Source organism: Paenibacillus guangzhouensis, from assembly GCF_009363075.1.
Lineage (GTDB): Bacteria > Bacillota > Bacilli > Paenibacillales > Paenibacillaceae > Paenibacillus_K > Paenibacillus_K guangzhouensis.
The window spans coordinates 526,655-541,263 of record NZ_CP045293.1; the positions used below are offsets into that span (position 1 = coordinate 526,655).

Annotated in this window: 5 protein-coding genes; 2 read left to right on the forward strand and 3 right to left on the reverse strand. The window is 47.0% G+C overall.

All coding sequences use genetic code 11. From position 1 onward, the window contains the following. Window positions 1-137: 137 nt before the first annotated feature. The gene (locus tag GCU39_RS02290) at window positions 138-4,667 is read left to right on the forward strand and encodes a cohesin domain-containing protein (protein ID WP_152392023.1); all 4,530 of its coding nucleotides are present in this window, start codon (window positions 138-140) and stop codon (window positions 4,665-4,667) included. Window positions 4,668-4,740: 73 nt separating this feature from the next. Here the strand turns inward: GCU39_RS02290 and GCU39_RS02295 are convergent, their stop codons facing one another. The 3 genes from GCU39_RS02295 to GCU39_RS02305 are packed head-to-tail and all read right to left on the reverse strand — an operon-like array spanning window position 4,741 to window position 8,404. Then, a complete protein-coding gene (locus GCU39_RS02295; protein WP_152392024.1) occupies window positions 4,741-5,850 on the reverse strand; it encodes a Ger(x)C family spore germination protein in 1,110 nt (369 codons plus the stop codon). Then, a complete protein-coding gene (locus GCU39_RS02300; protein ID WP_152392025.1) occupies window positions 5,847-6,947 on the reverse strand; it encodes a GerAB/ArcD/ProY family transporter in 1,101 nt (366 codons plus the stop codon). The genes GCU39_RS02295 and GCU39_RS02300 overlap by 4 nt, the downstream gene beginning before the upstream one ends. Then, complete coding sequence (locus GCU39_RS02305; RefSeq protein WP_152392026.1) at window positions 6,944-8,404, reverse strand: spore germination protein; 1,461 nt, start codon at window positions 8,402-8,404, stop codon at window positions 6,944-6,946. Before GCU39_RS02305 ends, GCU39_RS02300 begins: the two co-directional genes overlap by 4 nt. A gap of 498 nt (window positions 8,405-8,902) precedes the next feature. Between GCU39_RS02305 and GCU39_RS02310 the strand changes: the two genes are divergently transcribed. Next, on the forward strand, window positions 8,903-14,608 hold the full coding sequence (locus GCU39_RS02310; protein WP_152392027.1) for a DUF7402 domain-containing protein: 5,706 nt from the start codon (window positions 8,903-8,905) through the stop codon (window positions 14,606-14,608). Window position 14,609 lies beyond the last annotated feature (1 nt).

Sequence of the window (14,609 nt, forward strand, 5' to 3'; positions counted from 1 at the left end):
TTTTCATGTATGCACGATCTTGTCGTTCCAATACGCTGAAACAGCTAAGACAGATACATCAACTCATTAATGAATTGGGGGGTGTCGAGGAGATCACGGCGTAGCAGGTTCTCATTATTTTTTGTAGGAGGAGTCCAGTGAAAAAATATGTTAAGAAACTAACTTCTGCGGCAATGGCTTTTGCAATCCTATGCTCAACCTATACGTTGGACGTTGCCGTTACCCATGCAAGCGCTAGCGAAGCAAAGATTCAGGCGCAGTTTTATGTTGCCGTAAACGGGAATGACAGCAATGACGGATCGCAATCAAGACCATTTGCAACATTGGATAGAGCCAAAAAAGCAGTTGCGGCAATGAACGGTAATATGATAGGTAATATCATCGTGAATATCGGTGCAGGTGACTACTTTTTGGACAACACGATGGAGTTCAATGAAAAAGACTCAGGCTCCAACGGCTATGAGGTGATCTACAGAAGTGCAGACGGGGTCGGCGCAGCGAACTTCATCGGCGGCGATGAAATTACAGGCTGGACGCTTGCGACCGAAGCGGATGTTACAGGATTTGACCTGGATCGTTCATTGCTGGGCAAGGTATACAAGGTTCAGCTGGATAAAGGTAAATACGATTTTAATACCCTGTATGTCAACGACCAAAGAGCGGTTATGGCCAGAACAAGAAACCGTGACAACAACCCGAACTTTCCAATGGCCAAGGGTGAATACGTAAGGTCAACAGGTGGGGATAACAAAAATTTTAATATGAAATACAAAGCAGGCGATTTGGATCAAAAAGCAATTACGGGGATGATGAACGCGCAAGCTCGTGGAGAAAAGGAAATTGCGCAGGTGTTTGTGTGGGACGGCGGCGATTGGGACTGGTTTACCAATACGGTTCCGATTCAAACTATCAATGCTTCGGCTAATGAATTCAAATTTCCAAGAGACCCGAATTATCCTGAGAAATACCGCACCAAGTACAACATAGGCACCGGGGCAAGGTACTTCCTGCAAGGCAACCTAGCATTCATGGATGTAGAGGGCGAGTATCACTACAATAAAGCAACGGGTGTGCTGTACTACTACCCCAAAGCAGGAGACGGGAACATAGCGAATCAGACCATTATCGTACCAACGATGCAGCAGGTTTTACGATTTAAGGGAGCAGATAAGCTTAATGATGGGAAAGTTGATTTAGCGGCCGTTCCTGATCCGCAGAAGCAAGTTCACAACATTACGATTGATGGATTGGGGATAAAGGACACCGAGTTTGCCGATTATTATTCGTACTCATGGAACTGGGGAGACGCAGGTGCCGGAATTGGATATCACCCGAAAGAATCGACAGGAAGCACGAATCCATCTTACAGCGAAAGCACTGAACGTCCTGAATTCCGCGTAGGATCAGTTACACTTACGGATGCAAACCATATCACAATTATCAACACCAGAGTCAAAAACGCAGGCATGTACGGCATCGTATTTGCAGGAGATAACCAATATAACAGATTAGAGAATTCCGTAGTCGAGAATACAGGTAACGGCGGTATCATGTTTGACGGCGGCTATCCGGGTATCGGCAAATATAACAACCATAATATCATTAACAATGTCCTCATTCATAACGTAGGCGAACAGGTAGGTCACGCGGTTGGCTTTACATTGCTCAGCTCCGGTCAGAATGAAATCGCGCATCTTGAAATTTTCAATACGCCGAAGCGAGCCATTCTGGTATTAGGCGGTTACAGGCGCGATGGGAATGGTGCGGACAAAAACTATGATGAAATCAAAGACATGTACACCGTTGGCAATCATCTGAAAGACGTTTATGTACATGATGCGCAGCAGGATGCGGGTGAAGACAGCGCCGTGTTCTTGTCATGGCTGTTATCCGGAAAGGATGTCAATCGTCTGCATGGATCCAATGATCCTAACAAGCTGACAACGAATTTGGGTGGAATTGACACGGCGATGGACAGATACAATTATTTGGATCAATTTATCATCGCGAATATCGGCGCGGATCCTTCCGTCATCGAGAAATGTACGGCCGGCGGCTTAGATACAGCGATGGGCGCGACAGGCACGAATCTAACCCATATTAAAGGCGTGAACACGCAAGCGCATTCTCTCGCGATCAGACCAGGCAGCTATGGCGATATGTACATTACGAACAATACAACGAGCAATATTGGAGAATATGACGTATTAAAAACCTTCGACGATTCGAAATTGGATTACAATAACATCGGTCTTACAGCAACTTTTCCAAGTGAATTAAGAGTTTCCAAACGAACCTACCCTACACCGCCCGAGAATATATACTTTGGGGACGACTTCGAAGCATCCAATAAACTGAACACCAAGAAATGGACTGTTGAAAAAGGCAAGGTGGATATGTATTTCGGCAACGTGTTTATGTCCGAGGATCCGCTTGTTGGCAAGAGATCGCTGCCGATCAATGCCGACGCCAATCCAGGTGGGGTCGTAGTTAGCAGAACCTTCGAGAATTCATTGAACAAAATTGTTGAAGTTAAATATATGGACAGAAGAAAGGACTATGCTTACTGCGATAGAACTGAAGCGACAGGACCGAATGAAATCATGCCGAACTCGTTCATCCGAGTTGATGACGGTGTAAATGCACTTGGTCTTGGGGCAGTGGGAAGCGTATCGAAGGATTACTATCAAATCAAAAAAGGTAACCAGCTCATTCAGACCAATGTGAGAAGAGCATTCGGCTGGCATACGTTTAAATTCGATTATACTTCAGGCACGGACGTCAAATTGTATATTGATGATCAGGTTGTAGGAACCTTTGCAGCAGCATCCTTCTCCTACATTGGTATGGGGGATTGGGAAGGTACTGGCGGTAAAGCATTTTTCGACCAGCTCTATGTATATGGAGGGAAAGAAGCGCCTCCTGTGGAGGATTTACCGACAGCGCCCCCTCCAGTCGAACTGACAAAAGATATTTTCTCAGAAAATTTTGAAGGTGCGGCTCCGACCGTATTTTCACGGAATAAAAACAAGGCAACCGTAGAAGTGATTACAGAACCGGGAAATGCCTCGAACAAAGTGATGCATGTGAAGTCTCCCGATGATTTGGTGTATCTTGCCACAAGTGAAGTTTGGAGCAACTATACCTTTGAGAGCAAAGTGAAAATAGATAATTTTAATGTGAGCGCTCAAAGGCAGCCATGGGATAATTTTGCGCCTGTATGGTATGCAAAGGATTCAGGCGACAACAACCATAACTTTAATCGATACTCGTTGAAATACCGGATCGCAAGCAAAGATTTTACGCTTTATCGTAGATCCGGCGGTGATACCGATATGATCGCCAAACCTGCACCGGCGGATTTTGTGGGGACTTGGCATGACTATAAAATAACGACGATGAATGGTGTCATCACCGCGTATATTGACGGGAACAAAATTTTCGAATATACCGATACGGCGAATAAAGGCGGAACGATTGGATTTGATGGCATCAATGCAGAATATTATGTGGATGATATCAAGGTCACTCGACAAAAAACGGCTAATCCGTCTGCCGACAAAGAATCTGGCAAATATGCAACTAGTCTCAATATTAAACTTACGCCAGCTCTGAACGACCAATCCATCTACTATACGATCGACGGTTCAGACCCGAGAACAAAAGGCCAGTTGTACGACAATGACGAAGGATTGACGATCTCCAAATCAACAACTTTAAAAATCGCGGCCATCGGGGAAGGCATGTTATACAGCGATGTTGTCGAATACACCTATACGTTTGAAAATGATCAACAGGAAGCGTTCACGCTCAGCTTGAACCAACCTTCTTACAGCCTAGCTATTGGCGATACGCACCAGTCTGTCGTGACGGCGACTTACAAGGATTCCGGTACGGTGAAGGATGTGACTTCGCTTGCCGTATTTGCGACAGCGGACGGGAATATCTCTGCCGTTGATCACAAAGGGGTAGTGACCGGCATCACGGAAGGAAGCACAACAATCAGCGCATCCTATGGCGGCGAAACGGTGACGGCGCAGGTTCACGTAACGAAGCGTGATGCGCAGCAGACGGCCGTGCAGATGACAGGTCCTGCTTCGGTATTGAAAGGCGATTCGTTTGCCGTACGCCTCGGACTGAAACAAGTGCAAGAACCCATCTTCGCGCAAGATATGATGATCCAGTACGATCCGAAGCTCTATGAATTCAAGGATGAGGTTGCCATGCGCGACGGCCTGACGGTCTATACACAGCCATCGTCGACACCTGGACAAATTCGCCTGATTATCGCAAGTCTAGGGGCAGACCATGCGATCGCAACCGATGCGGATGTGGTAGAGTTGAAATTTGCCGCGAAGCAGGTCGCTCAAAGCGCGAGCGGAGCGATTGCTGTAACTAGCGCAACGATCGGGGATGCGGAAGGTAAGGAGCGTCAGGCGCTTCCGGCATCCGTAACCGTTGAAGTGACAGCGGTGCCAGCATTACCGGGCGACGTCAACCAAGACGGCAAATACTCGATTGCCGACCTTGCCATGGCTGCTGCGCATTACGGCATGACCCAACAGCATCCGGATTGGAGCAAATTCAAGACGGCCGACGTGGACGGCAATGGCGTCATCGATATTGTTGACCTTGCGGCGATTGCGAAGAAAATTATTGAAGCCTAGCCATACATCAAATAACCGTTCGGACGATTGCGATCGTCCGGGCGGTTTTTTTTCATCGAAAACGAATGATCTTCTATTTTATAACCCCCATATCGGCAATGGTCATTTTAACTTTCACGTTCACATCTGCCCTCGATAGTGCTTCTCCCCAGTCATCTTGTACACGTTTCCAGTTGCGATATTGATAAGCGCGTGCATATAGTCCGAGCCCAATCGGATCAATCTTTGCTTTTTGAATTTTGGCGATGAACTTCTTGAATCGGTTTTCCAGCTGCTGTTCCATATCACGTTCCAGTTTTCTCGCATTTTTCCTAACATCAAACGGGAATAGGCGTTCCGACAGAACAACCCGCATCTTCACACCAATGTCAAATTTGAATTTATTGCGCGCATAACCTGTCTTCGTCTTTACAGATATCTTCTGAGTAGTAAAACTATACGCATTTTCAGGAAAAAACTCTCCCTTCGGTTGATTCATGGCCTCAAATGTAAATGGAAACTCTCCACCCGTCTCATGCTGCAATATCCGAAGCAAGCGGTTTTCCTCGGAATTGATCGATAATTTGAACTCTCCCTCCTCGTCAAGCAAAGCAGTTCCTGTAAGAACCAGCTTGCCATCTTTACGTACTTGGCTCACGCTTGCGGTCATACCCTTCTCATAAGTAAGCCGCCTGAGCTCCTGGAGTGTTGTTTTCACGGAAATATTGCGCCTCACTGAGGTATCAATCAATTCTGATATATATAGTGGAAGACGCGGCTTATCCTCTGGTTGGTATTTCACGACCTCGTAGGCAGATCCATCGACCATCACAATTCTCGAATTTAACGAATTCTTGGCGTCCCGGAAAAACGGCTCAAGCAGTTTAAACCAACCCTTATGCTGCATCACTTTCTTTCCGATCAGAATAGCTTGGTTCTTCCCGCCAGCTGTTATGGACATAAATGTTTTATCATCCTCGTCCCTTGATTCCCGCAGCGTCACCGCGGGGGTCGAATAATTATCCTCCTTGATTTTCGCTTCATTACTAAAAACAGGGCTGGATGCTGAAAATATCAGCTTATTATCATGATCAAGATCGATGCCAATCAGAAGTGATATAGAGATCGCTTCGATGTCCATTTTGTTACTACACCCTGACGCCAACAATGACAAAGCCGCAATTCCGATGAGCAGCTTCCTCATGCTGCTTTCCACCTCCGGTACTTTTCAAGACTAAAGGAATAGATAAGAAGCAGAACGGGCAGTACGTACAGTACGACCATCCCCGCATGGCTTAACAGCGTTGTCCATCGTTCAGCCTGATTCCATGTCGGCTTTAAAACATAGGTACATGCGATAGCTGCGATGAAATAAATGAATGTGTGCTTGCTGTGATCCTGCTTCTTAAGCATCTGGGCAGTAGAGAAAACCGTACAATAAATATAAACGTTCCATGCTTTGGTCACCACAATCAAATACAAGGCCAGAAAAAGCATATCGACTCGTTCTAGAAAACGAAATTCGATCGTCTTTAGTAAGCTTAACGCTGGTACGTTCAATTGAGTGATTCCGTCGGGAGCAAAAAAAACAAAACATATAATGGTGATGTACACATATACAAGCATGGTTATGGTGTTAGCGATGAATAAGCCATGAACGGCATATTGCTTTTTATTTAGAAACGGATAAATGAAAAAAAGAATCTCATTTCCGGCATAAGCGAATACGGTCTTCGGCAACGCGTTTAGTATAGGTACAAAGCCTTCCTTAAACAGTGGCAGCAAATGAATCCAATGCGCATACTTTAAAGTCATCAGGAAAACTAATGGCATCCACATCATCATGTAGAAAACAAGCTCGCTGTATCTGGCCTGAACACGTATTCCATGACGGATGACAAGGTAAGTTGGAATGGCAAACAGGATCATAATGATGTATTCCGACGTTTTGGGCAAGAACGATGCTTTGATAAACAACATCGCATTGATCATGATCATCCAGCCATAACAAGCATAATAGACGATCAAAGGCAGGAGTAGAAGTTTGCCAAACCATTTCCCAAATAAGTAGTTGAACAGGTCTGGCAGCGTAAAGTCCGGATACCTTCTCATCGTCAGCAGGATGACATAGCCTGCTAATAAATTCAGGAGCCATGCTACGACGAGGCTTATCCATCCGTCTGTTCCACTCACCTCGGCTAGCGTCCTTGGGAGCGTTAGGATCCCGGTTCCCACTTGTGCTCCTTGAATCAGAAAAATATACTGCATCAAGGTGATTTCATTCATCGCATATTTTTTCATGATTCATCCCCCTTTGGCCGTTTTCTGCCTATTCGTATGTCCTGAATCGGTCTGGCGCTTTTAGGACGTTTCATCATGTTCCATAATGGAAGCCTAATAAACGTATCCTTCATATCCGACCAACGAAAAGGAGCCAGCGGGCTGCCATAAGGCGTCCCAAGCGATTCCAAAGCGGTCAGGTGTGCGATCAGGGCCACAAATCCAATCACAATTCCGATCATTCCGAACAACGAAGCCATGATCATCATTGGAAAGCGAAGCAGCCTGACCGCCGTTCCCATGTCATAACTGGGAAGAATGAAGGAAGCAATGGCAGTCGAGGCCACGACAATTACCATGATATTGCTGACAACACCCGCTTGTACGGCTGCTTGACCTATCACGATGCCACCCACAATTCCGATCGTCTGGCCTACAGGCGCAGGAAGTCGAATTCCAGCTTCGCGCATCATTTCCAGCGTGATCTCCATCAGTACAGCTTCCAGTAGTGGGGGAAAGGGTACTTTGGATCTCGACTCGGCGATGGATAGCAACAATTGTAGCGGTATGATTTCGTAATTATAGGAGATAACCGCAATGTAGAGAGCAGGCAATAACATGGCGATGAAAAAAGCAATAAAGCGCAGTAGTCGAATAAATGATGCGATTTGCCAGCGCATGCTGTAATCGTCCACACTTTGAAAAAAAGAAGTAAAGGTGGCCGGAGCAATGATAACGCTAGGAGAACGATCAACAATTACGATGAAACGTCCTTGCAACAGTTGGGAAACCGCTGAATCCGGACGTTCCGTCGTAATGAGTTGGGGAAACGGAGAATAAGGATTATCTTCAATATACTCGGCCAACTCGCCTGTATTGATCACGGCATCCACATCGACTTTATTCATTCTCGTTGTCAGTTCCTGAAGTACTTCCGGATGGGCAACATCGTTCAAGTACATAATCCAGACCTTCGATTGCCCACGTTGACCTAACGTATGTTCAAGGATTCGAAGTTCCTTGTTCGCAATGTATCGGCGGATAAGAGCAATATTTTGCTTCCCGGTTTCTACAAATCCTTGATGTGCGCCTTTTAACGAACTTTCCAGCTGAGGGTCTTCGATCGCACGCTGAGGCCAACCTTGCGTACTGTAAATCCAAGCCTGCGAGTGCCCTTCAAGAAACAATGCACTCTCTCCGTGGAGAATGGCATTTTCTAGATCGCTCCATGCCGTAACCGTACGAACGCCGCTGATTGTAGGTGCGGGTATACCTGGCTTATCATCTGGAACCTCGTACATTAGTGGGTAGAGGATATGGTTATTAATTGAATTTTTATCATTTAGGCCGTCCAGGTACAATAGAGCAGCAGGTGTCTGCTGTGAACCCGCGGCAAAACGGAAAACAACCAAATCAGGTGCTGCCGGGAATAATTCCTTTGCCTTTTCGATATTTTGAGATAGATTATGGTTGAGCATGTCATTTTCCTTAGACAGATCCTGAAGCTGAACAGGAGTCGTTTGTCCTTTCTTTCTAAGTGAAGTTTTCCATTGGGAAGTCTAGTGGACAAGAACATGAATAACGATCCTAATTAACTTAAAACATACGTTTTTATTATAGGTAATTGTTGGATCAGTTAAACGTTTGAGCTGGATGTCACGCACAGACCGACGTTTACGGAGCCTAACAATACATCAAAAAACCGTTCGGACGATCGTGATCGTCCGGGCGGTTTTTTTCATCGAAAACTAGTTTTCTTAAAGAAATGTGCTCATTTTAGAGACCTGAAATCGCAGCTTTTTAGAGGAAATTGCCCTTTTTTCTGTATTCAATATTTGCCTGATTCATTAATGTGAAATTGCACGATCGGATTTTAGCCTGGGGGAGGATGCTTATCGTAAATAAGTGAATGGCAGCAATCGCGTAATGGTTGAGAACATTCAGAATCACGAAACTTGATTGGAGGAATTAAACTGGTGAGCAAAAAGTTAAAGCGACTTTTTCCTGTTCTACTCATAACGGCTATGATGGTTCCGTCGTTTTCATTAATCAGCACGAATAAAGCAGAAGCGGCTAGAACGAACGGCACCGCCCCCTACATCAATCAATGGGCGGTTTCCGGTCCTTTTACTAAAGAGCAACCGCTTGGAAACGCCGTTCCTGTTATTGGGGAGTCTATCATCGATCAGAGCAACTCTGAAACATCTACTTGGCAATATTTCGATGATCGAATCTTCAATCGTAATTATGATGATTATAATGACCTGATGGGATATTTTGATGTGAAGCAGGGAAAGGATACAACCGACAAGTGGGTTATGGCCGCCACTTATGTTTACAGCCCCAAAGCGCAAACGGTTCAGTGGCAGGTTGGCGGTTCTGGGGTGTATAAGCTTTTCGTGAGTGATACACTAAGTGGACAACAAACCCAAGCCGCATCTCGTGTGAGGAAGAGCGGTACAAAATATCCAATCGAATTAAAACAAGGTTGGAACAAGCTTCTCATTGAAATGCAGCACAAAAACCCCGGCACGAATAAGAATTTCCTCGGTTTTTACACTAGACTTTCAGACAACAACGGTAACGAAGTTTCCGGCCTCACTTATTCTGTAACGGGGCCAAACGTAACGAACAACCAACTGAAAATTGTTACGCAGGGCCTTGCTATTGATAAAGATGCATTTCATTCCCGCAATGCAAATGTCCCGGCTAACGACTATCCGTCCAACACCCTGCCATACGCCTATGACGAAAATCCATATGTATGGATGGTTGGTAAAATAGACGGGAAGGAGAATACATCATCCATCGCTTCGCAAGCATCTCCTTTTACATTCCAAGCTGCAGGCGGAAATCCTAGCTACACATGGGAAGTCGTGGAGGGAGCATTGCCGCCAGGTCTGACATTGGCAGCAGACGGTCACATGGAAGGTACCGTTGCAGACGGTGCTCATGGCATATCGCAGAAGGATTACGCTTTCACGGTGAAAGTAAAAGACGCCCAAGGTCTTACGGCAACACAGCCATATACCATCACGGTTAAGCAAAACCCAGTGGATTGGTTTATTCAGGGCAAAATGTCGGCTCTATCGCACACGACAGGTACAATGCCAAACCTGTACGACCCGAATTTCAACTATGACGTGTGGGCACAGACCGCGAAAGAAATGGGTATGACCATGCTATCGACAGAAACTTTGCAAAATACCGTTTATTACTGGCCTTCACCCAACGCAAATTTAACCCCAAGCGACAGCAACAAATTATACAAATACAACGCATTGGTTCAGGCTGAGGACGGCACATGGAAAGTCAAAGACCGAGTAATGCAAGCCAAGCAGGCTGCAGAGCGTTACGGTTTGAAATTCGGCGTGTACGTGTCGTCGCTGTATGAAGGCAGAGAAATTTTAGAAAGCGATATCCAAGGTTTGGTCGCAAGATACAATCCATGGTATCTCTTTGCCGATGGCGGTCCTGAGAGTTATTCGAACGTTGACGTGGCGTGGAGTTCTGCCCGCAACTATAACGACCGTGTTTTAATTGATGCGAACCCCAATGCTCAAACCGGCGACCAAGATATTACGCTTTACGAGCGTCCATTCTGGCATAGTGAACCTTATAACGACGGCGGCTGGAGAAACGGTATTTTGTCGCAAACAAGAAAAGTTGCCCATGAGGAATGGAACGACCCGTATACAACCGCATTGGATGTTTGGACAATTTACGCCAAAGGCAACGAACGCGACAATTGGGCGGAAGCAACCAAAGAAATCATTAATCAATACGGACACGGTTATGTCATGAATTACGACTCGTCCATCACGGTTACCCGAGGTATGGATAACCTGAGCAGCAATTTGGATAACAACAACATCTTCTCGATGGTACCGATTTCCTCGCAGCAATTGTCGGATATGCGTACTTCTATTGTGAAGTGGATGGTGAATGCCGGCGGTCCTGATCTGCATGAGTCCTTGTATGGCACCATGCCTTATACCATGGATTACACCAAGAAGCCAGGCTGGTATACCGACCCGAAGATGGCGATCGCCCATGGGCAAGGTCCAGATTGGGGTTACGCCATGTCCCGCGATCAGGTTGTCTATATGCACATGATCAAAAACCTCATTTCCGTTGTGAGCAAGACTGGGTTTACCGGTCAAGCCTCGATGAGCGGAATTGGTCCCTTCAATGACCCGGTGAATAAGGTCGAATGGCTGAACAAAGGTGTTTCTCTGCCCTTCACTACACAACAAAGCGGAGGCAAGTACTACATCACCATTGACACTTCAAGCGTTGTTGCCGATCCGATCGACACCATCTTGAAAATTACAACGGAAGACAAGGCAAGAAGCTTCGCGATGACAAGCGTGAAGTTGTTCAGCAGCCAGACATCAACCAATAAGCTTCAGCTCAGAGCGGAGGCTTACATGAACGACTTCACCAATGTTTTCGCACCTGCGGCGCTTCGCTACGCAAGCGACAATTCCAGCGTTGCCACGGTAAACGCTGCAACAGGTTTAGTATCAGCTGCCGGTGACGGTAAAGCTACAATTACGGTCACCGCAACCTACAATGACGGCGTGAACGCTCCGCAGGTGAAGACGGACACCTATCCTGTCAAGGTATCGGGCGGTGCGATATCGGCTGCACTTCCGCTTGTTGGCGTGAATATGTACACGAACGGCAATTTGTACTGGGGTCAATTCTCCATGAGCAAAGACCTTCCCGTGACATTCCAAGGCTTTACGCAAAAAGGCGGCACGGTTGATATTCTGGGCGGCACAAATATCAAATACCACTATGCAACCGTTGACGGGAACCGCAACAACGCTGCAGGAAAAATCATCGTCACGGAAGTGCCTGCCGATCAAGTACCGTTTGTTGTGGGCGGCAACACCATGCAATTCACAGGTAAAGTTACCTCCCCTACAATGTACAGCTACTGGGCTGACATCACGGTAGACGGAAAGACATACACATCGACCCGTAACTACATTACGCTGCTCCCGGATGCGAACGTCGCAGCTGGCATAACGCCGAGCGTTACAAGTGACAGCGGTAACGCGGCAAATTTATCCGACGGCATCATGAACGATTCGACCGGCGGCAATCTCGCCAAGTGGACAGCGCCAGCAAGCGATCCAAATCCAAGCATGACCTATGACTTGGGGAGACTATATGATCTTACCCGCGTGAATGTATTCTTCAACCACCATATGCCGAATGCGGACTACGTTACATACTATAACGTGCCGAACAAAGTCAAGATTGAGTATAGCGTTGACGGTGTAAATTGGACAGCAGGTCATGAAACAAGCAAATTGTCCGGCGGTGGATTGCCAACATCGAGAGATACATTGGCCGTTCCGAAGAACGATACAACCTTGTATGCATGGGAGCAAGAAGGCTTGTATTACAACTATCCGGTTGATCCAAGTAAACCTAGCGTGAGGGCTCGGTATGTAAGAGTTTCGTTCCCTGGCGGCGGTCAAGGCGGCAGCCCGGTTGATGTGCTGGAGGTTCAGGTGTTCTCATCAGGAGATTTAACGGCACTTGAGCGCCTTAATCTGGAACCGAAAATCGGAGCGGATAATAAAACGGCAACGGTGGATGTCAAAGGCTATTCCTTCCTGGGTGACCCTATTGACCTAACCAATGCGAAAATCACACTCACGAGCGATAAACCGTCCGTTGCAGCTGTTGGCGCGGATGGGGTGATTACAGCGGGAGCACAAGGGAAGGCGAAAATCCAAGTCACCGCAACACTAGGCAGTTATAGCGCGAGCGGTTATTTCATTGTAGATGTTGACGCTGACGGCAAATTTCAACTGAATCCTTATCTAAGCGAAGTAAAGCTAACGCTGGATCGTAGCACAATCAAGAAGAACGAACCGATCATAGCCGCGTTAAAGGGAACATTAAACACGGGCGAACAGGCTGACTTATCTGCAGCGACGGTTGAATATGTTTTCAGCGATCCGAGATTAGAGGTCGTCCCTGGCAGTAATACCATTATCGTAAAAGATGCAGTTACGAAGACATTCCAATCGACGGTGAAAGGAACCGTCACGCTTCAGGGCGTAGCGGTGGATACCAACGAGGCAACAATTACAGCTCAAAGCGTGAATGTAGCTGGCATCGCGACTGTATCCGTATCATCCGTAAGGGATCGAAATGGCGATCCGAACGGAAATAATCAAGATGACCGGTATTTGGGCGTAAAAGCTACGGATGGGAATAAGTCGACGACTTGGGCAGCGAAGAAAGCAGACAAATCGCCTTGGATAAAACTTCAATTCCCTGATAATAAAAAAATAAGCCATGTTAACTTGATTGACCGAGGACACGACGTGAATCAGATTGTTGAAGGTCTTCTGGAATGGGAAGGCGGCAGCCAAAAGGTTGTCAATATGAAGTGGGAAGGTCAACCAGACAACATCGTGACATTTGAAACGCCGATCACGACAAGTTGGATTAAATTTACGATTGACCCTGACAATAAATACAATAATCCAGCCGATGCAGAATGCGGATTGGCAGAATTTGAGGTTTATGAAGCACAGCAAAATGTAAAATCCATCGTCGATTATAAATCGGTTGCCGTAGATACGAACGTCGGCGTCATCCCTGTACTTCCGGCACAGGTTGAGGCTGTCTACAACGATGGTACAACAGGGCTCGTAGACGTTGCTTGGGAACCGATTACGAAAGAGATGGTTGCCAAAGCGGGCGTGTATACCGCTCAGGGAACGGTCGCGGGCAGCTCCATCAAAGCAAAAGCAACGTACAGAGTTGCCGGTCAACTAGCCGAAACGTTTACGCTCAGCCTAAACCAGCAGTCGTACAGCCTAGCTATTGGCGATACGCTGACAACCGTCGTGACGGCGACGTATAAGGATTCCGGCACCATGAAGGATGTCACTTCGCTTGCCGTTTTTGCAACAGCGGATGGGACGATCGCTGCCATTGATAACAAAGGAGTTGCGATCGGCATCGCGGAAGGAAGCACGACGATCAGTGCATCCTATGGCGGCGAAACGGTGACAGCGCAGGTTCACGTCACGAAGCGTGACGCACAGCAGATCGCCGTGAAGCTGACGGCTCCGACTTCGGTATTGAAAGGCGATTCATTCGCTGTACGTTTAGGATTGAAGCAGGTGCATGAGCCGGTCTTTGCACAAGATTTGATGATCCAGTATGATCCAAACCTCTATGAATTCAAGGATGCGGTTGCCATGCGCGACGGCTTGACGGTCTATACACAGCCATCGTCGACACCTGGACAAATTCGCCTGATTATCGCAAGTCTAGGGGCAGACCATGCGATCGCAAGCGATGCGGATGTGGTAGAGTTGAAATTCGCCGCGAAGCAGGTAGTGCAAAGCGCAAGCGGAGCGATTGCTGTAACTAACGCAACGATCGGGGATGCGGAGGGTCATGAGCGTCAGGCGCTTCCGGCATCTGTAACCGTTGAAGTGGCAGCGGTCCCAACATTGCCGGGCGACGTCAACCAAGACGGTAAATACTCGATTGCCGACCTTGCCATGGCTGCTGCGCATTACGGCATGACCCAGCAGCATCCGGATTGGAACAAGTTCAAGTCGGCTGACATGGACGGCAATGGCGTGATCGATATTGTTGACCTTGCGGCGATTGCGAAGAAAATTATTGAAGCATAGC

Excerpts from the sequence above, each read along its gene's own strand:
- GCU39_RS02295 (WP_152392024.1), bottom strand. The coding sequence starts at position 5,850 with ATGAGGAAGCTGCTCATCGGAATTGCGGCTTTGTCATTGTTGGCGTCA.
- GCU39_RS02300 (WP_152392025.1), bottom strand. The coding sequence starts at position 6,947 with ATGAAAAAATATGCGATGAATGAAATCACCTTGATGCAGTATATTTTT.
- GCU39_RS02305 (WP_152392026.1), bottom strand. The coding sequence starts at position 8,404 with ATGCTCAACCATAATCTATCTCAAAATATCGAAAAGGCAAAGGAATTA.